Origin of the sequence: Bacillus sp. EKM208B (assembly GCF_011800725.1) — a bacterium.
Classification (GTDB): domain Bacteria; phylum Bacillota; class Bacilli; order Bacillales; family Bacillaceae; genus Bacillus; species Bacillus velezensis.
In genome coordinates this window covers 207,308-228,894 of record NZ_JAANHO010000005.1, presented here as the reverse complement: position 1 = coordinate 228,894, position 21,587 = coordinate 207,308, and the positions used below count along the sequence as shown (strand labels likewise).

The 21,587-nt window shown below is 45.7% G+C and carries 22 protein-coding genes and 1 riboswitch; of the genes, 20 read left to right on the top strand and 2 right to left on the bottom strand.

Translation table 11 applies throughout. The features are described 5' to 3' along the window. The first annotated feature begins 10 nt into the window (after nucleotides 1-10). The 5 genes from ccsB (at nucleotide 11) to G9F75_RS11550 (ending at nucleotide 5,582) form a co-directional block, all read left to right on the top strand. Nucleotides 11-1,186, top strand: coding sequence for a c-type cytochrome biogenesis protein CcsB (gene ccsB / locus G9F75_RS11570; RefSeq protein WP_003153395.1), 1,176 nt, complete (start codon nucleotides 11-13; stop codon nucleotides 1,184-1,186). A gap of 81 nt (nucleotides 1,187-1,267) precedes the next feature. Further along, nucleotides 1,268-1,990: a DNA-binding response regulator ResD gene (resD, locus tag G9F75_RS11565; RefSeq protein WP_003153397.1), complete on the top strand. Its 723-nt coding sequence runs from the start codon at nucleotides 1,268-1,270 to the stop codon at nucleotides 1,988-1,990. After that, a complete protein-coding gene (locus G9F75_RS11560) occupies nucleotides 1,987-3,768 on the top strand; it encodes an ATP-binding protein (protein WP_007409435.1) in 1,782 nt (593 codons plus the stop codon). Before resD ends, G9F75_RS11560 begins: the two co-directional genes overlap by 4 nt. Nucleotides 3,769-3,958: 190 nt before the next feature. Beyond that, nucleotides 3,959-4,543, top strand: a complete 585-nt coding sequence (sigX, locus tag G9F75_RS11555; RefSeq protein ID WP_014418276.1) for an RNA polymerase sigma factor SigX — start codon at nucleotides 3,959-3,961, stop codon at nucleotides 4,541-4,543. Next, nucleotides 4,479-5,582 carry a hypothetical protein gene (locus G9F75_RS11550; RefSeq protein ID WP_014418275.1) on the top strand — a complete coding sequence of 368 codons (1,104 nt, stop codon included), beginning with the start codon at nucleotides 4,479-4,481 and terminating at the stop codon, nucleotides 5,580-5,582. Before sigX ends, G9F75_RS11550 begins: the two co-directional genes overlap by 65 nt. A gap of 46 nt (nucleotides 5,583-5,628) precedes the next feature. Here the strand turns inward: G9F75_RS11550 and serA are convergent, their stop codons facing one another. Continuing rightward, entirely contained in the window at nucleotides 5,629-7,206 is a 1,578-nt protein-coding gene (gene serA / locus G9F75_RS11545; protein WP_017418054.1) for a phosphoglycerate dehydrogenase, read from the bottom strand. 207 nt (nucleotides 7,207-7,413) lie between these two features. Continuing rightward, nucleotides 7,414-7,548, top strand: a riboswitch (FMN riboswitch). A gap of 147 nt (nucleotides 7,549-7,695) precedes the next feature. Between serA and fmnP the strand changes: the two genes are divergently transcribed. Continuing rightward, the gene (gene fmnP / locus G9F75_RS11540) at nucleotides 7,696-8,268 is read left to right on the top strand and encodes a riboflavin transporter FmnP (RefSeq protein WP_003153402.1); all 573 of its coding nucleotides are present in this window, start codon (nucleotides 7,696-7,698) and stop codon (nucleotides 8,266-8,268) included. A gap of 135 nt (nucleotides 8,269-8,403) precedes the next feature. On the opposite strand, the gene G9F75_RS11535 is transcribed toward fmnP, so the two are convergent. After that, complete coding sequence (locus G9F75_RS11535) at nucleotides 8,404-8,652, bottom strand: ferredoxin (RefSeq protein ID WP_003153403.1); 249 nt, start codon at nucleotides 8,650-8,652, stop codon at nucleotides 8,404-8,406. 268 nt (nucleotides 8,653-8,920) lie between these two features. Between G9F75_RS11535 and G9F75_RS11530 the strand changes: the two genes are divergently transcribed. The 14 genes from G9F75_RS11530 to G9F75_RS11465 all read left to right on the top strand — a co-directional run bounded on the left by G9F75_RS11530 (nucleotide 8,921) and on the right by G9F75_RS11465 (nucleotide 21,568). Further along, a complete protein-coding gene (locus tag G9F75_RS11530; RefSeq protein WP_167409111.1) occupies nucleotides 8,921-9,979 on the top strand; it encodes a YpbB family protein in 1,059 nt (352 codons plus the stop codon). Next, complete coding sequence (locus G9F75_RS11525) at nucleotides 9,972-11,462, top strand: RecQ family ATP-dependent DNA helicase (RefSeq protein WP_014418273.1); 1,491 nt, start codon at nucleotides 9,972-9,974, stop codon at nucleotides 11,460-11,462. Before G9F75_RS11530 ends, G9F75_RS11525 begins: the two co-directional genes overlap by 8 nt. A gap of 14 nt (nucleotides 11,463-11,476) precedes the next feature. After that, nucleotides 11,477-12,064, top strand: a complete 588-nt coding sequence (locus G9F75_RS11520) for a CPBP family intramembrane glutamic endopeptidase (RefSeq protein WP_007409441.1) — start codon at nucleotides 11,477-11,479, stop codon at nucleotides 12,062-12,064. After that, nucleotides 12,042-12,812, top strand: coding sequence for a LysM peptidoglycan-binding domain-containing protein (locus G9F75_RS11515; protein ID WP_014418272.1), 771 nt, complete (start codon nucleotides 12,042-12,044; stop codon nucleotides 12,810-12,812). The genes G9F75_RS11520 and G9F75_RS11515 overlap by 23 nt, the downstream gene beginning before the upstream one ends. Before the next feature lie 68 nt (nucleotides 12,813-12,880). Further along, a complete protein-coding gene (locus tag G9F75_RS11510; protein WP_007409443.1) occupies nucleotides 12,881-13,339 on the top strand; it encodes a YpbF family protein in 459 nt (152 codons plus the stop codon). Nucleotides 13,340-13,425: 86 nt separating this feature from the next. Next, a complete protein-coding gene (locus tag G9F75_RS11505) occupies nucleotides 13,426-14,214 on the top strand; it encodes a metallophosphoesterase (RefSeq protein WP_167409110.1) in 789 nt (262 codons plus the stop codon). A 151-nt stretch (nucleotides 14,215-14,365) separates the two neighbouring features. After that, entirely contained in the window at nucleotides 14,366-14,950 is a 585-nt protein-coding gene (locus G9F75_RS11500) for a genetic competence negative regulator (RefSeq protein ID WP_003153412.1), read from the top strand. A 160-nt stretch (nucleotides 14,951-15,110) separates the two neighbouring features. After that, nucleotides 15,111-16,385, top strand: coding sequence for an NAD-specific glutamate dehydrogenase (gudB, locus tag G9F75_RS11495; RefSeq protein ID WP_003153413.1), 1,275 nt, complete (start codon nucleotides 15,111-15,113; stop codon nucleotides 16,383-16,385). A 105-nt stretch (nucleotides 16,386-16,490) separates the two neighbouring features. Next, nucleotides 16,491-17,474, top strand: coding sequence for a YpdA family putative bacillithiol disulfide reductase (locus G9F75_RS11490; protein WP_014418270.1), 984 nt, complete (start codon nucleotides 16,491-16,493; stop codon nucleotides 17,472-17,474). 96 nt (nucleotides 17,475-17,570) lie between these two features. Next, entirely contained in the window at nucleotides 17,571-18,227 is a 657-nt protein-coding gene (prsW, locus tag G9F75_RS11485) for a glutamic-type intramembrane protease PrsW (protein ID WP_003153415.1), read from the top strand. 130 nt (nucleotides 18,228-18,357) lie between these two features. Continuing rightward, nucleotides 18,358-19,227, top strand: a complete 870-nt coding sequence (gene sleB, locus G9F75_RS11480; RefSeq protein ID WP_167409109.1) for a spore cortex-lytic enzyme — start codon at nucleotides 18,358-18,360, stop codon at nucleotides 19,225-19,227. Between the two features lie 24 nt (nucleotides 19,228-19,251). Further along, nucleotides 19,252-20,601, top strand: coding sequence for a germination protein YpeB (ypeB, locus tag G9F75_RS11475; protein WP_007409448.1), 1,350 nt, complete (start codon nucleotides 19,252-19,254; stop codon nucleotides 20,599-20,601). A gap of 87 nt (nucleotides 20,602-20,688) precedes the next feature. Then, complete coding sequence (locus tag G9F75_RS11470) at nucleotides 20,689-21,345, top strand: flagellar brake protein (RefSeq protein ID WP_014418269.1); 657 nt, start codon at nucleotides 20,689-20,691, stop codon at nucleotides 21,343-21,345. A gap of 46 nt (nucleotides 21,346-21,391) precedes the next feature. Next, a complete protein-coding gene (locus G9F75_RS11465; protein WP_014418268.1) occupies nucleotides 21,392-21,568 on the top strand; it encodes a YpfB family protein in 177 nt (58 codons plus the stop codon). The last annotated feature ends 19 nt before the right edge of the window (nucleotides 21,569-21,587 follow it).

Below are 21,587 nucleotides of genomic sequence, written 5' to 3'. Positions count from 1 at the left end.
GAGTGGTGTCATGGCGGAGCTGAGCGCAAATTTTCTTTATGCTGCCTTTTTGATTTATTTAATTGCCGTCCCGGTTTTCGGCGGCGCCATCCGGGGAACAAAAGGTGCTAAGGACGGTAAGGGCCGCTGGTCGGCTATCGGAATCACGTTAACCATTTTCGGATTTCTTTGTCATCTCGGCTACTTCATTGCGAGATGGTCGGCAAGCGGACATGCGCCTGTCAGCAATATGTTTGAATTTACGACGTCATTCGGCATGATGCTTGTTCTCGCTTTTATTATTATTTACTTTATTTACAGACTGCCTTCATTAGGCATGTTCACATTGTCTATCGCGCTTTTGCTTATCGCATATGCAAGCATGTTTCCGACAGACATCACGCCGCTTATTCCGTCACTGCAGAGCAATTGGCTGTACATTCACGTCACAACGGCGGCGCTCGGGCAGGCGATTCTTGCGATCAGTTTTGTAGCCGGCGTCATTTTCCTGTTAAAGCATGTCGACCAATCCAGACCGGGCAAAAAAACGTTCTGGCTTGAAGTCATCATGTTTATACTCGTGACGACCGTGGCATTTATCGCCGTCACGTCGGCATTCCGGCTGGCGGACTACAAAGCTGAATTTAATTGGGTGGATAAAAAAGAGGCCAAAAGCGTCATGATATATGATATGCCTGCGCTTGTCGGCCCGCATGACGGAGAACTGCTTACGGAAGGCGCAATGAAGCCGCTTATTGAGCTTCCGGCCATTTTTTCAGGCAGAAAGGTCAATACGGTGATCTGGTCGTTTGGCGCAGGTCTCGTTTTATACGGTGCGCTCAGGCTGATATTCAGAAAGAGAATCAGCGCTCTTATCAGCCCGCTCGTCAAAAATGTGAACCTGGACTTGGTCGATGAAGTCGGCTACCGCGCCGTTTCCATCGGTTTTCCGGTATTCACACTCGGCGCGCTTGTGTTTGCGATGATTTGGGCGCAGCTTGCCTGGACGCGTTTTTGGGGCTGGGACCCGAAGGAAGTATGGGCGCTGATCACCTTTTTATTTTACGCAGCGTATTTGCACTTGCGGCTGTCAAGAGGCTGGCATGGCGAAAAGTCCGCGTGGCTTGCCGTCATCGGCTTCGCCATTATTATGTTTAACTTGATTTTTGTGAATCTCGTGCTTGCCGGACTTCATTCGTACGCATAGATGCAAAAAGCCGATACAGTTCTCAAGCTGCCGCACAGTTTGTTAAAATGAAAGTAACAGAAGGAAAGCAGGGGGAAAACGATGGATCAAACAAATGAAACTAAAATATTAGTAGTAGATGATGAAGCCAGAATTCGACGCCTTTTAAGAATGTACCTTGAACGGGAAAACTATGTGATTGAAGAAGCGGAAAACGGCGACGAGGCCATTAAAATGGGGCTGGCATCAGATTATGATCTGGTGCTCTTGGATTTAATGATGCCGGGAACGGACGGAATCGAAGTATGCCGGCAGCTCAGAGAAAAAAAAGCGACGCCGATTATCATGCTGACGGCAAAAGGGGAAGAAGCCAACCGCGTCCAGGGGTTTGAAGCGGGTACGGACGATTATATCGTCAAGCCTTTCAGCCCGAGAGAAGTGGTGCTTCGGGTAAAGGCGCTTTTAAGAAGGGCTTCCCAAACATCTTATCTGACAGCCAATACCCCGACAAAAAATGTGCTCGTCTTTTCGCATCTATCTATTGATCACGATGCTCACAGGGTGACTGCCGACGGCACAGAGGTGAGCCTGACGCCGAAGGAATATGAACTGCTGTACTTCCTGGCGAAAACACCGGACAAAGTGTACGACAGGGAAAAGCTTTTAAAAGAAGTGTGGCAGTATGAATTTTTCGGAGACCTCAGAACGGTGGACACCCATGTCAAACGGCTCCGTGAAAAATTAAATAAAGTATCCCCGGGAGCGGCGAAAAAAATCGTCACCGTATGGGGAGTCGGATACAAATTTGAGGTAGGCGCTGAATGAAGTTTTGGAAAAGCGTAGTAGGTAAGCTTTGGTTTACCATTCTTTCACTCGTGTTAATTGTTTTATTTATTTTAACGGTGCTGCTTCTGGAATTTATAGAAAATTACCACGTTGAAGAAGCGGAAAAAGATTTAACGCAGCTTGCCGATAAAATTGCGGTCATAATAGAAAATCATGAAGACCAGCCGCTTGCCAGATCCATCACGTGGGAACTGGCGGACAATTTAACGAGCATCGCGATCATTCAGGATGATAAGCATGTCTGGTATTCGCCCAATGACGATAATCATTTATCCTCTATTACATTAGAGCAGATCAAACATGACCGGGATCTGCACAAGGCGCTGACAGACCGCAAAAAAGTAAGCAAACGTGCGGTGCCCAACAATGCCGGTTCGGATAACGAACGGCTGATCGTCGGAGTGCCGTATGAAAAAGACGGCAAAAAAGGCATGGTCTTTTTATCCCAATCGCTGCTTGCCGTCAAAGATACGACGAAACATACAACCCGCTATATTTTTCTTGCGGCGGGCATTGCCATCGTCCTGACAACGTTTTTCGCGTTCTTTTTATCCAGCAGGGTGACATATCCCCTTCGGAAAATGCGGGAAGGCGCCCAAGACTTGGCGAAAGGAAAGTTTGATACAAAAATTCCGATTCTGACCCAAGATGAAATCGGGGAACTGGCTATTGCCTTTAATCAGATGGGACGGCAGCTCAATTTCCATATTAACGCGCTGAATCAGGAAAAAGAACAGCTGTCCAATATTTTAAGCAGTATGGCAGACGGTGTCATTACCATTAATATCGACGGCACCATTTTGGTGACCAACCCGCCGGCCGAACGTTTTCTGCAGGCATGGTATTATGAGCAGAACATGAACATTAAAGAAGGAGACAACCTTCCCCCTGAAGCAAAAGAGCTATTTCAAAATGCAGTGAACACGGAAAAAGAGCAAATGATTGAAATGACGCTTCAAGGAAGGTCATGGGTTTTATTGATGTCGCCTCTTTATGCGGAATCACACGTCCGCGGCGCCGTGGCCGTGCTCCGTGATATGACCGAAGAGCGCAGGCTCGATAAATTGCGTGAAGACTTCATTGCCAATGTCAGTCATGAGCTCAGAACCCCGATTTCTATGCTGCAGGGATACAGCGAAGCAATAGTGGACGACATTGCAAGCACCGAAGAGGAGAAAAAAGAAATCGCGCAGATCATTTATGATGAATCTCTTCGCATGGGCCGGCTCGTCAATGATTTGCTGGATTTGGCCAGAATGGAATCCGGACATACGGGCCTGCACTATGAAACGGTAAACCTGCATGAATTTCTGGAGAAGATCTCCCGCAAATTTTCCGGGGTAGCGAAGGAAAAAGGCGTTTCGCTCACAGAAGACATCTCGGTGTCTCAGCCGGAGTGTGTCTTTGACGAAGATAAAATGGAACAGGTGTTTACCAACCTTATAGATAATGCGCTGCGCCACACGGAGTCAGGCGGAAGCGTTCATATCGCGGCTCAGACCGTAAAAGACGGACTGAAAATCGATATCAAAGATTCCGGCTCGGGAATACCGGAAGAGGACCTGCCTTTTATTTTTGAACGTTTTTATAAAGCGGACAAAGCAAGAACAAGAGGCAGGGCGGGGACCGGGCTCGGGCTCGCCATCGTAAAAAATATCGTGGAAGCCCACGGCGGCTCAATTGCGGTTCACAGCAGCATCGACAAAGGGACGACGTTTACATTTTATATTCCGACAAAAGTGCAGGATGACGTCTGAAATTGACGAACAATCTTGTTCCATACGAAACACCCGCATGTTCTGCGGGTGTTTTTTATTTGTTTCTCCTTTAAAAATTTAAGAATATGTTAATATAAATTCCCTTCCAAATTCCAGTTTCTCGTAATATAGTTGTAATGTAACTTTTCAACGCATTTTTACGACAAAAAAGTGAACGGAGGGGTTTCCCATGGAAGAAACCTTTCAGATATTATATGATGCATACCATCAAGATTTATATCAATTTTTATTTTATATGGTAAAAGATAAGTCGCAGGCTGAAGATTTGGCGCAGGAAGTGTATATCCGCGTCTTGAATTCCTATCATACATTTGAAGGAAGAAGCAGTGAAAAAACATGGCTGTTGTCCATCGCACGCCATGTGGCGATTGACTGGTTCCGCAAGCAGCAGACGATCAGACAGCGTATTATGGGTACGTTTGATTGGGATACACAAGATGTCAGAGATCAGCATTTGCTTCCGGACGAACTCGCCGTACAGCATGAAAACGTCCGGGAAATTTATACCGCGCTTGATCATTGCACCATTGATCAAAGAGCTGTTATTATCTTGAGATTTATTCAGGGATATTCCATTCAGGAAACAGCCGCCGCTCTCCGCTTCTCGGAAAGCAAAGTCAAAACGACCCAACACAGAGGGCTCAAAATACTTCGGAAACAGATGGAGCTTTTGAGGGAGGAGCTAATGGATGATGAAGTCATATTGGAACGAAGAAAGAGTAGAGGAGTTGTTAAGACAACTTCCGGCGGTTAGAGATCATCGTTCACCCGAGGCCATTTACCGGAATATTGAAACGGGTAAACCGTACAGGAAAAAGCCGGCCCGAAGCTGGATCGGCCCCGCCGCAGCCGGCGTCTGCGCATTGTGCATCGCTCTGATTATATCTCCTCACCTGATGACAAACAAATCTTCCGGTGATCTGACCGCTGACAGCCGCCAGACTGAAAAAGCCAGTCAGTCAGCTTCTGTCAAGCCGCCGGATCAGAAGACGTTCGTCGTCTCAAACCAAAACAAAAACAATTACATTACTTTGGCATTTGCCGATTCAGAAACATCCGCCGTCATTCCGGTCAGTTTTGAAAAAAAGAAGCCGGATGAATCGGTATCAGAGGCTTTATCCGAAGCGGAAAACCTAGAAGTGCCCGAATCCTTCCTTTCTGTGCCGAACCTTTTGGACGGTGTGCAGGTAACGGCGGATAAGAAGGATTTGCTTGTGCAGGTAAACGGACGGCTTTCTATCGAATCAGTTGCCGATGCTGACTTATTGAAAAAGATGCTGAAAGAGACTTTGACATGGAGTCCTTACGAGCGGATTAAATTGAAAAAGGTTCAAAACGGAGCCGGACAGGATTTTTATAAATCTTACGGCATTTCCGCTGAGATGTCCGTACATAAACAGACAAACCGGGCGTATTTTTCTTACAGCGACAGTCTGGGACAAGAGTATCTCATCCCGTCTGAACAAACCTATTATTCAGTATATCAGGCTATTGACGGGATGAAGACAACAGACGGAGGCTCACAGACCGCGAGCATTATAGAAGCAGATGCGATTGCATCGGTATCGGAAAGGGAAGACGGCGAGCAGCTGCGGATTCAATTGTCCGAAAAACATAAGGTTGAAGATTCGCTGGAAGGGATTTTAATGATCGAAGGGCTTCTGTTAACTGCGAAGGAATTCGGTTATTCTGAGGTGCTGTTCACACATGCGCATACAAAGAAAATCGGTAATTATGATGTGACAAAACCTATCGCTGTGCCTGCCGCGCCTAATCCTCTTCCAAGCCATTAAACGTAAAAAAACCCAAAACATATGAATGTTTTGGGTTTTTTGTTGGTTACGGAAGGTCAATCAGTTTAACGGAAACAATATCCTGAACTGAAGTCAGCTCATTGACGACTTTATCATCTAAATGTTTATCAAAAGAAAGCATCATAATGGCTTCTCCGCCTTTTTCTTTACGGCCTACCTGCATGGTAGCGATATTGATATCGTTATCGCCGAGGATGCGTCCGACGCGTCCGATTACACCAGTCGTATCCTGGTGCTGGATATAAACGAGGTGGCCGGCAGGATTTAAGTCAATATTAAAGCCGTTCAGTTCAACGATTCGTTCACCGAAGTGAGGGATATACGTAGCCGTTAACGTAAATGTGCTCCGGTCTCCGGTCACTTTTACGCTGATGCAGTTATCATATCCTGATTCATTGGAGGAAATCTTCTCGCTGAAGCTGATTCCGCGTTCTTTTGCTACACCGCCGGCGTTCACTTCATTGACCGTTGAGTCTACACGCGGTTTTAAGAAACCGGACAGCAGGCTTTTTGTAATAAATGATGTTTCAAGTTTGGCGATGGTGCCTTCATATTGAATCGCAACATCTTTGACGGGTTCCTTCATACATTGTGACACGAGACTTCCGATTTTATCGGCAATTTGGTGATAAGGCTGGATTTTTTTGAATTCATCTTTCGTCATCGCAGGCAGGTTGATCGCTGACATGACAGGCAGACCTTTTGCAAACTGCAGCACTTCTTCAGAAACCTGTGCCGCGACATTCAGCTGTGCTTCTTTCGTTGAAGCGCCTAAGTGAGGTGTGGCGATCACCAGCGGATGGTCGGGAAGTTTTGATTCAACAGGCGGTTCCACTTCAAACACGTCAAGGGCAGCGCCTGCGACATGGCCGCTTTCCAGCGCTTCCAAAAGCGCTGCTTCATCAATAATGCCGCCTCTTGCGCAGTTGATAAGACGGACGCCTTTTTTTGTTTTGGCAATGGTTTCTCTGTTAAGCAGTCCTTTTGTTTCCTTTGTTAAAGGCGTGTGGACGGTAATGATATCCGCGCTTTCAAGCACTTCTTCGAATGTCCGGCTGTTTACGCCGATTTTGCCGGCTCTCTCTTCGGTTAAGAAAGGATCGAATACATGAACCGTCATACCGAACGCTCTGGCGCGCTGGGCAATCTCGCTTCCGATCCGGCCCAGACCGACAATGCCTAAAGTCTTTCCGTAGAGCTCCGCCCCGACAAAAGCCGTCCGGTTCCATTCTCTTGATTTTACTGAGATATTGGCTTGCGGAATGTGTCTCATTAATGAAGAAATCATCGCGAATGTATGCTCTGCCGTTGAAATGGTGTTTCCATTCGGCGCGTTTATCACGATAACTCCATGTTTTGTGGCCTCATCGATGTCGATGTTGTCTACGCCGACACCGGCTCTGCCGACGATTTTTAAAGAAGTCATTTTTTTAAACAAATCTTCGGTTACTTTCGTGGCACTGCGGACTAACAGGGCATCAAAGGTATGTAATTCATCTTCTGCGTCCGCGACGTTTTTTTGAACAATTTCTATAAAGTCTGATTCCATCAGCGGCTTTAAGCCGTCATTGCTCATCTTATCTGAGACCAAAACTCGAAACATTGTTAGATTTCCTCCTAGTTTAGCTGACTAAATATCTGATAATTTATCATATTCTCAATAGAGTGTCAATGTGTATTGACGCAGTAAAGGAGAAAAGGAAACCGCAGAATCAGCTGAAAATGGGGTGTCCCCAATATTTTATATAAAATTGAGCAGTTCTCTATACAATTGCAACTTGATCATATATAATGTGAATAAATTCATAAGATCAATCTTCGGGGCAGGGTGAAATTCCCTACCGGCGGTGATGAGCATCACGCTCTAAGCCCGCGAGCTGCTTCGGCGGCAGGATCCGGTGAGATTCCGGAGCCGACAGTATAGTCTGGATGGGAGAAGATGGAGGTTCAGCAGACGTTTTGATGCTTATATCAAACGTTTCTTTGCCAAGCCTTAGTAAGCTCCCGCTTTTTAACAAAAGCGGTTTTTTTATTGGGGCGCAAAAGAACCTTTCCTCTTTTCGAGAGATTTGATCGAAAAGGAGAGAGCATTGTGAAAGTAAAAAAATTAGTTGTCATCAGTATGCTTAGCAGTATTGCTTTTGTGCTTATGCTGTTAAATTTCCCGTTTCCGGGTCTGCCGGATTACTTGAAAATTGATTTCAGTGACGTTCCTGCAATTATCGCCATTTTGGTTTACGGGCCTGCGGCGGGGATTGCGGTTGAAGCGATTAAAAATATTCTGCAGTATATCATTCAAGGAAGCATGGCCGGCGTGCCTGTCGGGCAGGCAGCCAATTTTATCGCGGGAACGCTGTTTATTCTGCCGACGGCGTTTATGTTTAAAAAGCTCAATTCTGCAAAAGGTCTTGCGGTGAGCCTGCTGGCCGGAACCGCGGCGATGACCGTGCTGATGAGTATTTTGAACTATATTCTTATCCTGCCCGCGTATACTTGGTTTTTACATTCACCGGCACTGTCAAACAGCCAGTTAAAAACGGCGGTTGTCGCAGGAATTCTGCCGTTTAACATTGTAAAAGGCATTATCATCACCATCGTCTTTACGTTCATCTTTACGAAGCTGAAACCTTGGATTGAACAAAAACGCAGCATCCAAACACAATAAAGACTGAAAGCGTCCGCTCTGTGAAAACAGCCGGACGCTTTTTTGTTTGTGCTGATCGCAAAAAATAAGACTCCGGCCGATAACAGCCGGAGTCTTATTCAGGACGAAAAAGCTCCTCTCACGGGGAGGGCTTTTTTATTCGTATTTCAGCGGGTCGCCTTCGAACGGTTCATCCGCAACTTTGATTGAATCAGTAGGGCATCCTTCAAATGCGTCAATCATATCTTCTTCCAGAACTTCCGGAACTTCGACGACGCCTTTATTTTCGTCAAGCGTAACGAACGCAATGCCTTCATCATCATAATCATAAATGTCTGGTGCCGCAGCTCCGCAGGCGCCGCATGCAATACACGTATCTTTATCTACAATTGTGTACTTTGCCATGAATAAAACCTCCCAGATTGTTCGTGTTGGAACAAATGGTTTACCTTATATATTTTTAAATATAACACCTATTCCTCTTACTTATTGTAATGATGTTAGTGTCAAATTTCAACAGAAAAATGATTGAGAATGCTTATCACATAAGGGATTCTCTTTAGCACTTCCCCCTAAAAGATGACTTTAAACGTCAAATTTATATGAAAATCTGTTAAAATAAAAAGAACCAAAAAACGAAACTTGTCACAGAAGAAATGTAGGTGTGTTTAGATTGGCGATAAACTTCTTTGATACCGTGGTTCTCGACTGTCTGGACAAAATAGACGGCGAACGGACTCCGAGTGCTGTGTTTCATTTATTAAAAGGAAAAAAGTCGTCTCAAACCATTCAGGATGCCGGCTTATTTCAGATCGCTAAATATTTCGGCATGGCTTCACAGTGTGAACGCGGCGATATTGCTGCTTCTTTGCATAAACTCACCGAGAGCTCATACATCACAGCCGGAAAAGAAGAGGGGACGTGGAAAGTGACTGCGCGCGGCGTTCAAAAGCTTGAACGGGCGTTTGCCGAGCGGCCTTGGCCGAAGCACTGCCACGGCGCGAATTATCAAACGCCTGCTGGCACCCTGTGGAGGCGGCTTTCCCTGCTCATTCAAGTCCTGTCAAACAAAGAGCATCAATGCAGTCAATATATCCCGGTTACCAACGATGTGCAGACGCTGAGATGGGTCAAACGGTTCATGCGGAAAAACAGAGATGCTAAAGAGCTTTCCGTCCAAATGCATGACGTGCTGTTTCAGCTTCTGCAAGGCGTAAGTGAACGGCAGGCGCTTATTTTTGTCTATTCTTTAACTTCATTCAACAGAATCGGCAAAACGAATAAGCAGCTCGCTCTCCAGCTGAACGAAGATGAATGGTATGTGTCCGTCCAGTTTTGGGGAGCGGTACATTATGTTATTCAATCGCTTCCGCAATGTGCATATCCCGCTCTGCGCGAGCTGCTGTCCGATCTGCAGGCGGAAAGCGCGCTGACACAGTCTGCCAGAAAAACCTTTGAGCTGTTGGAAAAAGGGTTTCCGATTGAACGGATCGCCGCGGTCAGAAATTTAAAAACCGCCACAATCGAAGATCATATCGTAGAAATATCATTGCACCAGCCTGCATTTTTTATAGAACAGTATCTTTCTGAAGAGGAACAGCGTATGATAACGGCATTTGCAAAACAGCATCAAACGAATAAAATTAAACGGATTCGCGAAGGAATGCAGATGCGCTTCAGCTATTTTCAGATCAGGCTGGCGCTGGCAAAGACGGTGAATCAGCATGACTGAGCTGCATAAAGCTTTATCCAGGTATTTTGGTTTGCATTCCTTTAAAAAAGGGCAGGAAGAGATTATGACTAGCGTGCTCCAAAAAAAAGATACGATCGCCATGCTTCCGACCGGCGGGGGAAAATCATTATGCTATCAGCTCCCGGGTTACATGATGGACGGGCTGGTGCTGATTATTTCACCGCTTCTTTCATTAATGGAAGATCAGGTGCAGCAGCTGAAAGCGAAAGGGGAAAAGCGGGTTGCGGCATTAAACAGCATGCTGAATTCCGCAGAGCGGCATTTTATCCTCAGCAACATCAGCCGGTATAAATTTCTCTATATGTCTCCTGAAGCCCTTTCTTCACCTTATGTGCTGAACCGTTTGAAAAATGTCCCGGTCAGTTTATTTGTTATTGATGAGGCTCATTGCATATCAGAATGGGGACATGATTTCAGGCCTGATTATTCGAAGCTCGGACCTTTCAGGCAGGCACTCGGAAAGCCGCCTGTATTGGCGCTGACCGCAACAGCGACAAAAGAAACGCTCAGAGACGTGACGGATGTGCTCGGCCTTGAGCATGCGGTGCGTCATCTTTATTCAGTCAACCGGCCGAATATTCTCCTGGCGGCAGAACATTTGGCGGATAATGCCGAGAAAATAAGCAGGCTCACGGAGCTTGCCGAAAAGCTTGAAGGCCCGGGTATCATATATTGTCCGACCAGAAAATGGGCGGAAGAGCTTGCGGCTGAGCTGAATGAAAAAACGGGAAAGCGGACGGATTATTATCACGGCGGAATGGATACAGGGGACAGAATCTTGATCCAGCAGCAATTTATCCATAACCAGCTTGATTGCATCTGCTGCACCAATGCGTTCGGCATGGGTGTGGATAAGTCAGATATCCGCTTTGTCATTCACTTTTATCCTCCCCAAACGGCCGAGGCCTTTATGCAGGAAATCGGCAGAGCGGGACGCGACGGCAGCCCGAGTGTCAGTATTTTGCTGAGGGCGCCCGGCGATACCGAGCTTCAGCAGCAGATTATTCAGACAGAAAGCCTGTCTGATTATGACCTGGAAGCCATTCTGGCCGTCATACGGGATGCCGGTACGGGTGATGAGCGAAAGCTTCGGGACGTTCTGATCAATAAGGGCGTCCAGGAAACACAGGCGCGAACGGCCGTCCATCTGTATCTGCAAGGAAAAACCACAAAAGAGCAGCTGCAGGAAGAACTGACATACCGCGTGGAAAAAAAGCTGCGTAAAATGAATCGTTTTTCGGCGTTATTAGAGCGGAAAGAATGTATAAGAGAAGCGCTGCTGTCTTATTTTGATGAACCGTATGAGCCTGATGGTCAAACCGGACAATGCTGCAGCAGCTGCGGACTTGATCTGGCTCCGTACGAGCAAAAAGGAGAACGTAAAAACATGGAACGGTTTGAAGATTGGAAGCTGGAATTAGGCCGGATTTTCGGTTCAGAGTCTGCGGGTGAGTTCAGCTGAGACGGCAAAGCGAATTGATCCGGCAGCTCTCAGACCGGGAGATTGTGATGCAGCTGTATGCCACCCAATTGCTCATATTGGCGGTTTCAGCTGTTATTGGCTTTTTCTTTTTCACCGACATTCACGATTTTTTAAAGCTGTGGCATATACGTGACGATAATATCATATGGTACGGTGTAACTCTTGCCGTCCTTGTCATTTTTGCCGATCTTGCGGTGATGAAATGGTGTCCTTCGCATTTATATGATGACGGCGGCATTAATGTATTGCTTTTTAAGAACAGGCCGGTTTTGCACATTTTGTTTTTGACGCTTCTCATTTCGTTCAGCGAAGAGATTTTGTTCAGAGGTGTTCTGCAGACACATATCGGCTTATGGGCCGCCAGCTTCATTTTTACCGTGCTTCATTTCAGATACTTGGCGAAGTGGCTTCTGTTTATGATGGTTGCGGGCATCAGTCTTTTGCTGGGGCTTATCTATGAATGGACCGGCAATTTATTCGTTCCGGTTACAGCGCATTTTATTATTGATGCGGTATTTGCCTGTCAGATCCGTTTTCAATATGTTAGGAGGGGTTTGCATGACGGAAATGTCAAGAGTTGAAAGAAGAAAAGCTCAGCTGCGTGCCGAGCAGCAGGTTGCCGCGGCCGCGGATGAACAAATTGAATATCTTGAAGACAGCCTCCCGACAAGACAATCTGTAAAAGAGGAGCGTAAAAAAAAGGAAGAGCAGGTAAAGGAAAAAACCAAAACAAAAACGCCGCTGTTCACTTTTCTGACCGTCCTGTTCATTATCGTAACAATCGGTGTCTTTTTCGGTCTTCTTTATATGACGAACAGCAGCAGATTTGACCCGAAGGACTATGAAGATGTCTTCATAGACCACAGTGAAAGCGCGCCTGCCGTTATTCCGAAAGGCGCTCAGAAAGAAACGTCAGAAACCGCTCTTTTAGAACAACAGAAAAAAAAGTCTGACGACAAAGATAAGAAAGAAGCGGCTGCATCTGAAAAAACGAAAGAAAAACCAAGTGAAAAAACACCTGAAAAAACGGAAACGCCCTCAGAAAAACAAGTAAAGCCGACAGACACCGAATACGCGGAGACAAAACAGCAGTCTCCGCCGGCTGTCCGTGAAAAAGCGGCTCCGGCTTCCGCGAGTGATCAAGCCGGGACTGTCCCGAAAAAAGTGCGGACCGTACAGCATACTGTACAGCCGAAAGAAACGCTTTACCGCATTTCAATGAAATATTATAAAAGCCGGGCGGGCGAAGAAAAAATCCGCAGCTACAACGGATTAAACGGAAACGACGTGTACACCGGCCAGGTTCTGAACATTCCGCTGTCTGATTAAAATAAATGCATGTTTTCACCGTGTTTTTCATATAGTGTACCAATGAAAACGGACAAGGTGTGAAGCGCATGGATTCTTTATGGAAGCAATTAGACCGATTTGCTGACGGACCGACGAAACAAATGCTTCAGGCGCTGGTGAAACGGAAATTAAAATACGAAAATTATGCCGCACAATGCCGAAGATGGCAGTGGGCGTCCCTCGTTTGTTTTTCCCTGATGTGCATACTGCTGATGTTTAAAAGCTTTAATGCCCCCCAAGCCTCTCCGCAGCTGATTCTGCAGGAAATATTAGGCCATACGGTTTACTTGTGCTGGATTATGGCTTCCGCTTTTGCGTATTGCACTTCTTATTATTTTAAAAAAAAGGAAGAAAAAGCTGAGGGTGAATTTCATAAACTGAGATGTGAAATTATCCAAAAAAGCACGGATTTATGGCCCCAGCCTGAAAAATGGAGGGCGAGAGAATCTGTTTTTCACTTGATGAAACATCGGTATGATATCAATCTTTATTTTGAAAGCAAATAAAATGAGGCGTTTTCCGGAAAGGATAGAAACGTCTTTTTTTGTTTGTCCGTCTAATATAAGACAATGACAGAATGGAGAGTGCGTTTATGAAGCTTACAGCGGGAATTCTCGGCTCATTGGCGGGAGCGGCTGCGGTTATGGCGGCCGTTATGTACAAAACGGCAAACGGCAGCCATCTGAAAACACATACATTTACGCTTGATAAAATGAAGGGGATGAAGCCGCTCACCATCTTCTTTATATCTGACGTGCACCGCCGTTTAATTGATGAAAAGCTTCTCCGCGAAGCGGCAGTTCATAAGCCGGATGCCGTTTTGCTCGGCGGTGATTTGGCGGAGGGCGGAGTTCCTTACGCCAGAATTGAAGAAAACATCAAACGTCTGACGGCTCTTGCGCCTGTCATGTATGTGTGGGGAAATAACGATTACGAGGTCAGCCAGCAAAAACTGCTCTCTCTTTTACGGGCATATAAAGTGATCCCGCTGAGAAATGAATCGGTTCAGTTTGCTTATAAAGGGGAAACCGTTACGATCTGCGGGGTGGATGATATCAGGATGATGATGGATGATTACGATTCTGCAATCAGATATACGGATGCTGACAAAGTAAACCTCCTGCTTTGCCATAACCCCGACATCCATGAGCAGATGAGGGAGTCAGACGGGATTGACGCTGTGTTCAGCGGCCATACGCATGGCGGCCAAATCCGTTTCGGCCGGTTCGGGCCGTACGAATTGGGCGGGACGGGAACGGTAAAAAAAGCGCATTACCTGATCAGCAACGGCTACGGGACGACAAAAGTTCCGCTGAGGCTCGGGGCGAAACCGGAGACGCATATGATTACGCTGTGCGGACCGGATGAGCCGTTTTCATGAAACTAATCCGGCCGCGGTGATAAAAAACGGCGTTCTGCTTGTCTTCCCGCTGTACACGGTGTAAACTGATAACAAATTAAGAACCTATGACTCATTTATTCATATACTGTGTTATATGATTTGTGTGCAAGAAGAGGCAGGAGGGAACATTATGCGGCTTGAGCGTCTGAACTATAATAAGATTAAAATCTTTTTAACCCTCGACGATCTGACTGATCGGGGACTGACAAAAGAAGACCTCTGGAAGGACTCGTTTAAAGTCCACCAGTTATTTAAAGATATGATGAATGAAGCAAATACAGAGCTCGGCTTTGAAGCGAATGGTCCGATCGCGGTGGAAGTATATTCTCTTCAGGCACAAGGCATGGTTGTGATTGTAACGAAAAATCATGACGCGGACGCAGAAGATGACGAATATGACGATGATTATATCGAGATGCAGGTCAAACTTGACGAAAGCCCGGATATTATTTATCAGTTCCATTCGTTTGAAGATATCATTCAGCTTGCCGGAAGCCTTCACCGAATCGGGATTACCGGCGGCACTGTCTACCACTATGAGAACCAATACTATGTAAGCCTTGAAGACCTCGGCTCCCGTTCCGCCGAAGGCGTCATCGCGGTGCTGGCTGAATACGGACACCCGGCGACGATTACGATTTACAGGCTCCATGAGTACGGAAAACTCATCATGGACGGCAATGCTGTGGAGACCATCCAGAAACATTTTTCATAAAAAAGATTTGAAACGGCAGCTGTTTTCAGCGGCCGTCTTTTTTTAAGCGAAATAATGGAAAAATCATTGTCTTTCTTCTATGCACGGAGATATTGAAGGTGTATACTAGTCACTGAAAGGGAGCATGAGAGAAACAGAAGATTTTAGGAGGTTAACTCAAATGGCAGCCGATCGATTCACCGGTCATAATGAAGAAGACAAACATGATGTATTAAAATCAACCCAAACCGTAATACATAAAGCTCTGGAAAAATTGGGGTATCCAGAAGAAGTGTATGAACTGCTGAAAGAGCCGCTCAGATTATTAACGGTTAAAATTCCTGTTCGGATGGATGACGGGTCTGTGAAAATATTTACAGGCTATCGTGCGCAGCACAATGATTCCGTAGGTCCGACAAAAGGCGGCATTCGTTTTCACCCGAATGTAACTGAAAAAGAGGTGAAAGCACTTTCCATCTGGATGAGTTTAAAATGCGGAATTATTGATCTTCCTTATGGCGGTGGTAAAGGCGGAATTGTTTGTGATCCGAGAAATATGTCATTCAGAGAGCTTGAAAGGCTGAGCAGGGGATATGTCAGAGCAATCAGTCAGATTGTCGGACCGACTAAAGACGTCCCGGCACCTGACGTATTTACAAACTCGCAGATTATGGCTTGGATGATGGATGAATATTCAAGAATTGATGAATTTAACTCACCCGGCTTTATTACGGGAAAACCGCTTGTACTCGGCGGGTCCCACGGCAGGGAATCAGCTACGGCAAAAGGCGTTACCATCTGTATAAAAGAAGCGGCCAAGAAAAAAGGTCTCGATATTCAGAACGCGCGCGTCGTCGTACAAGGTTTCGGAAATGCGGGCAGCTATCTGGCCAAGTTTATGCATGACGCCGGCGCGAAAGTTGTCGGAATTTCTGACGCGTACGGAGGCCTTTACGATCCGGACGGTCTTGATATTGATTATCTGCTTGACCGCAGAGACAGCTTCGGAACGGTGACGAAGCTTTTCAATGACACCATTACGAATCAGGAGCTGCTTGAGCTGGACTGTGATATACTTGTCCCGGCGGCGATCGAAAACCAAATTACAGAAGAAAACGCTGACCGCATCAAAGCGAAAATCGTTGTAGAAGCGGCAAACGGACCGACGACACTGGAAGGAACGAAAATCCTGACAGACAAAGGAACGCTGCTGGTTCCCGATGTTCTGGCGAGCGCCGGCGGTGTAACGGTTTCTTATTTCGAATGGGTTCAAAACAACCAAGGCTTCTACTGGAGTGAAGAAGAAGTCGAGGAAAAACTGGAAAATATGATGATAAAATCGTTTAATAATATTTATGAAATGTCCCAAAACCGCCGGATTGACATGAGGCTTGCGGCTTACATGGTCGGCGTGCGGAAAATGGCTGAGGCTTCGCGTTTCAGAGGCTGGATATAAACCAATCGTTTGCATAAACAAAAAAAATCTCCTATGATAATATAGGAGATTTTTTATATGAGTGGAAACTTATGATGGAAATGCCAATCGCAGGAGTTGAAGGACATGACAGAAGAAAAAGCAATTATAATAGGCGGAGGTCCTTGCGGATTATCGGCGGCTATACATCTGAAGCAAATTGGCGTGAACGCGCTTGTGATCGAAAAAGGGAATGTCGTAAACAGCATTTATAACTATCCGACCCACCAAACTTTTTTCAGTTCAAGTGAAAAATTGGAGATCGGCGATGTTGCCTTTATTACGGAAAACAGAAAACCGGTCCGAATACAGGCTCTCTCTTACTACAGAGAGGTCGTCAGAAGAAAAGAGCTGCGCGTAAACGCCTTTGAAACAGTGGAGCGCGTAACGAAACAGGAAGACGGCCGTTTTCTTGTAGAAACATCAAAAGACCGCTACCTCACTCCGTTTTGTATCATTGCGACAGGATATTATGATCATCCGAATTATATGAACATCCCGGGTGAAGGGCTTCCTAAGGTATTTCATTACTTTAAAGAAGGCCATCCTTATTTTGATAAAGATGTTGCTGTGATCGGCGGGAAAAACTCAAGTGTGGACGCGGCTTTGGAACTGGTGAAGTCCGGTGCGCGCGTCACGGTGCTCTACAGAGGACATGAGTACTCCCCGAGCATCAAGCCGTGGATTCTGCCTGAGTTTGAGGCCCTTGTCAGAAACGGCACAATCCGGATGGAATTCGGCGCTTGTCTTGAAGAAGTGACGGAAGATGAAATCATTTTCCGCTCCGGCCGAAATGAGACGGTCCGGCTGAAAAACGATTTCGTATTTGCCATGACGGGATACCATCCCGATCACGGTTTCCTCGAAAAAATCGGTGTGCGGATTGATGCTGAATCAGGCCGGCCGTTTTTCCGGGAAGAAACGATGGAAACAAATGTTGACGGTGTTTTTATCGCCGGAGTCATTGCGGCTGGAAATAACGCCAATGAAATTTTTATCGAGAACGGCCGTTTTCACGGCGGCTTGATCGCAAACGAAATATCAAAACGGCTGGGTAGAGAGAGCATATGATCATTCATATGCTCTTTTTTAAAAAAATTGAAAGATGTAAAAATATGAACAACATGGTACCATAGATATAGGAATATAAAGGAAAGAGGTTGCCTGATGTTTGCAATCATCTCTGCAGGAATTGCTCCCGGCATTGCGCTGTTAAGCTATTTTTATTTAAAAGATCAGTATGACAATGAACCCGTACATATGGTGCTGAGGTCTTTTTTTCTCGGGGTTGTCCTTGTGTTTCCGACCATGTTTATCCAATATGTTCTTGAAAAAGAGCATGTGGGGGGAGGAAGCTTTTTCGTTTCGTTTTTGTCTTCGGGATTTCTGGAAGAATCGGTGAAATGGTTCGTTCTGATGATCAGTGTGTATCCGCATGCTCATTTTGATGAGCATTATGACGGAATCGTTTACGGGGCCAGTGTGTCTTTAGGATTTGCCACGCTTGAAAATATTCTGTATCTATTCGGCCACGGCGTTGAGCATGCTTTCATCAGGGCGCTTCTGCCGGTCTCCTGCCATGCGCTGATCGGAGTGATTATGGGATTTTATCTCGGAAAAGCCCGCTTTTCGCAGAAAAAAGCCCGTGTCAAATGGCTTGTGATTTCGCTGGCCGTGCCTTCATGTCTGCACGGTTCTTACGATTTTATTCTTACCGCCCTCAATCATTGGGTATATTATATGCTGCCGTTTATGCTGTTTTTATGGTGGTTCGGGCTGCGAAAGGCAAAAAAAGCACGCTCCGTCAATATGATCCAAGTGTGAAGAAACCGCGCGTCGCGTGCGGTTTCTTTTTTATGCCTTGACAGGGGATAAGAAGGAAACGTGCATAAAAATAACCTCGTGACAGACAATACGGGTACACTTTAAATTTTGCAGTAGGAGGCTTGAAGAGATGAAGTGCAAAGGAGCCTTTATGGCATGTCTCATTCTATTTTCTTTCGCCGCCGCTTTCTTCGATCATCATGAAACGGTTCATGCGTTTTCAAGTCAAGTGATTCAAAGAGGCGCGACAGGTGATGATGTTATAGAATTGCAGGCCCGTCTTCAATATAACGGATTTTATAACGGGAAAATCGATGGTGTTTACGGCTGGACCACATACTGGGCCGTGAGAAATTTTCAGGAGAAATTCGGCATGAAGCCGGTTGACGGCCTCGTCGGCGCGAAAACCAAACAGGTGCTGATTTCAAAATCAAAATATTACCGTGAATATGTAATGGAGCAGATCCAAAAAGGGAATACGTTCACTCATTATGGCAACGTCCCATTGGAAAACCAAACAAAACCGAGAGCCGGAACGCAGAAGCCGGCGGGAACGAATAAGCCTGCTCAAAAGCCGCAAAACAATACAGGCGGTCAGTCAAATCAAAAGCAAAATACGACAGCGGCCAATATGCCTGGCGGTTTCTCAAACAACGACATCAATCTTTTGGCACAGGCTGTGTACGGGGAAGCGCGCGGTGAGCCGTTTGAAGGGCAGGTTGCCATCGCCGCGGTTATTTTAAACCGTATTAAAAGCCCGTTATTTCCGAATACGGTGGCCGGCGTCATTTTCGAACCGCTCGCGTTTACCGCTGTTGCCGACGGCCAAATATATATGCAGCCGAATGAAAGAGCAAAAGAAGCGGTTCTTGATGCAATCAACGGCTGGGACCCTTCTGAAAACGCGATTTATTATTTCAATCCTGATACGGCGACAAGCAAATGGATTTGGGGACGTCCGCAGATAAAAAGAATCGGAAAACACATTTTCTGTGAGTAAAAGTACGAAAAATGAGGTGTTAACATGATTAGAGGAATCATTATCGCTGTTCTCGGTGTCGCGATCGCCGCAACCGGATATTGGGGATATAAAGAGCATCAGGAAAAAGATGCGGTCCTTCTGCATGCGGAAAATAATTATCAGAGGGCTTTTCATGAATTGACGTACCATGTAGATCAGCTTCACGACAAAATCGGGACGACGCTTGCGATGAACAGTAAAAAATCTCTGTCTCCGGCGCTCATTGATGTATGGAGAATAACATCTGAAGCTCATAACAATGTGAGCCAGCTGCCGCTGACTCTCATGCCTTTTAATAAAACGGAGGAGTTTTTATCCAACATAGGAGATTTCAGCTATAAAACATCCGTCCGGGATTTAGATCAAAAACCGCTTGATAAGAAAGAATATACAACACTGAACAGCCTGTACAAACAGGCGGAGAACATTCAAAACCAGCTCCGCAGCGTTCAGCATCTCGTCATGAGCAAAAATTTACGGTGGATGGATGTTGAGATGGCACTCGCCTCTGACAAAAAACAAAGCGATAATACGATCGTCGACAGCTTTAAAACAGTCGAAAAAAATGTAGGCGCTTTTTCTGAAGACAGCATCAGCCCCACATTTACGGGAGCAAATACAGAACGAAAAGGTTTTACGCATCTGAAAGGAAAACAAATTACGGAAAAAGAAGCGGTCAAAATCGCACAACGGTTTGCGCCTGATCATAATTATTCAATTAAAGTGGTCAAAAGCGGCAGGAAGACGAATCGGGACGTATACAGCATCCGCATGAAAGACGCCGACAACAAGTCTTTTATCTATATGGATATTACCCAAAAAGGCGGACATCCGGTCTATTTGATTCAAAAACGGGCCGTGAAGAAACAAAAGATCAGCCTCAATGAAGCATCTAACCGGGCCGTCGCGTTTTTAAAGAAAAATGGATATGAAACAAAAGGCCTCGAAATTGATGAAAGCGCGCAATATAATAACATCGGCGTCTTTTCTTTTATCCCCGTGGAGAAAAATGTCCGCATTTATCCGGAAGCCATCCGAATGAAAGTGGCGCTGGATGATGGTGAAGTCGTCGGTTTTTCCGCGCGTGATTACCTGGCGGCGCACCGCACGAGAACGATTCCGGCTCCCGCTTTGTCAGCTGATGAAGCGAAAGCGAAGCTGAATAAAAATGTTGAAGTGCGGGAGACCCGGCAGGCGCTGATCACGAATGAACTCGGTCAGGAAGTGCTTTGCTATGAAATGCTCGGAACGATCGGGAAAGACACGTATCAAATGTTCATTAATGCGGACGACGGAAAAGAGGAAAAAATAGAAAAGTTAAAAAGTGCAGAACCTATATATAAAGACCTATAAAAATAAAGGAGGAAAGGACTAAAAGTCTTTTCCTTTTTTTCGTTACATGCTTTAATAAAAGCATAAATAATGAAAGAGTGAAGGCCCATGATAGCTGTCGGAGATTATATTTGGATTGAATACATAGAGAACAATGAGCCCAAAAAAGCGAGGAGCAAAGCAGTAAGCGTTGAAAACGGCGAACTGCACATCTCATATCCCGTCGATCTGGATTCGGGACGGACGGTCTTTTTGCATAAAGGATTGGAAATAACAGCGGAATTTATGGGGAATGGCCAAGTGCCGTATCAATTTAAAAGCATAATCAAAGGAAAGAAAAAAGACCCCATCCCGATGATCGGATTGGACATCCCCCCTCAGGAGGAAATGAAGCGGATTCAAAGACGCCGATACGTCCGTGCAGACGCAGTATTGGATGTATCCGTCAAAATGGAAGCGAAAAAAACCGCTTTCCAAACGGTTTCCTCTAATATCAGCGCCGGCGGAATCGCTGTTGTGATGCCTGAGCATATTTCCGCGGAACCAGGTGAAAAGCTGTATGTCTCATTTTCTCTTCCCGGCAAGGAAAATACGGCGGATATTATTGCCGAGGCTGTTATCCAGCGGATTTTTTATGATGAAAAGGCGGATAAACAAAAAATGACGCTTGAATTTGCAGAAATCGCTCCCGCTTCGCAGCAGCTTTTACTCCAATATTGTATGCGCGCGCAGCTGCAGCAGAGAAGAAACAGTCTGTCGGAATAAACAGCAGCGCACTTTTCCATACTAATCCTAATGGAGGTGCGCGTGTATGAAAACGTTTGAACGTCTGCTGATCAAATTGGTCTGCATTCAGCTTATCATTTTGGGCGCGGTGCAGTTTTTGCTTCATTATCAGCCTATTGAACCTTATATTTCGAAAGCTGTGAAATATGAGGGAGTTGATAAAATGGAGAAAAAAGAATGGATTGAAACGGTAAAGCGGTAAATCAGCTCAATTTTTTCGC

Coding starts and splice junctions, on each gene's coding strand:
- ccsB (WP_003153395.1), top strand. CDS start 11: ATGGCGGAGCTGAGCGCAAATTTTCTTTATGCTGCCTTTTTGATTTAT.
- resD (WP_003153397.1), top strand. CDS start 1,268: ATGGATCAAACAAATGAAACTAAAATATTAGTAGTAGATGATGAAGCC.
- G9F75_RS11560 (WP_007409435.1), top strand. CDS start 1,987: ATGAAGTTTTGGAAAAGCGTAGTAGGTAAGCTTTGGTTTACCATTCTT.
- sigX (WP_014418276.1), top strand. CDS start 3,959: ATGGAAGAAACCTTTCAGATATTATATGATGCATACCATCAAGATTTA.
- G9F75_RS11550 (WP_014418275.1), top strand. CDS start 4,479: ATGATGAAGTCATATTGGAACGAAGAAAGAGTAGAGGAGTTGTTAAGA.
- serA (WP_017418054.1), bottom strand. CDS start 7,206: ATGTTTCGAGTTTTGGTCTCAGATAAGATGAGCAATGACGGCTTAAAG.
- G9F75_RS11535 (WP_003153403.1), bottom strand. CDS start 8,652: ATGGCAAAGTACACAATTGTAGATAAAGATACGTGTATTGCATGCGGC.
- G9F75_RS11525 (WP_014418273.1), top strand. CDS start 9,972: ATGACTGAGCTGCATAAAGCTTTATCCAGGTATTTTGGTTTGCATTCC.
- G9F75_RS11515 (WP_014418272.1), top strand. CDS start 12,042: ATGACGGAAATGTCAAGAGTTGAAAGAAGAAAAGCTCAGCTGCGTGCC.
- G9F75_RS11510 (WP_007409443.1), top strand. CDS start 12,881: ATGGATTCTTTATGGAAGCAATTAGACCGATTTGCTGACGGACCGACG.
- G9F75_RS11505 (WP_167409110.1), top strand. CDS start 13,426: ATGAAGCTTACAGCGGGAATTCTCGGCTCATTGGCGGGAGCGGCTGCG.
- G9F75_RS11500 (WP_003153412.1), top strand. CDS start 14,366: ATGCGGCTTGAGCGTCTGAACTATAATAAGATTAAAATCTTTTTAACC.
- gudB (WP_003153413.1), top strand. CDS start 15,111: ATGGCAGCCGATCGATTCACCGGTCATAATGAAGAAGACAAACATGAT.
- G9F75_RS11490 (WP_014418270.1), top strand. CDS start 16,491: ATGACAGAAGAAAAAGCAATTATAATAGGCGGAGGTCCTTGCGGATTA.
- prsW (WP_003153415.1), top strand. CDS start 17,571: ATGTTTGCAATCATCTCTGCAGGAATTGCTCCCGGCATTGCGCTGTTA.
- sleB (WP_167409109.1), top strand. CDS start 18,358: ATGAAGTGCAAAGGAGCCTTTATGGCATGTCTCATTCTATTTTCTTTC.
- ypeB (WP_007409448.1), top strand. CDS start 19,252: ATGATTAGAGGAATCATTATCGCTGTTCTCGGTGTCGCGATCGCCGCA.
- G9F75_RS11470 (WP_014418269.1), top strand. CDS start 20,689: ATGATAGCTGTCGGAGATTATATTTGGATTGAATACATAGAGAACAAT.
- G9F75_RS11465 (WP_014418268.1), top strand. CDS start 21,392: ATGAAAACGTTTGAACGTCTGCTGATCAAATTGGTCTGCATTCAGCTT.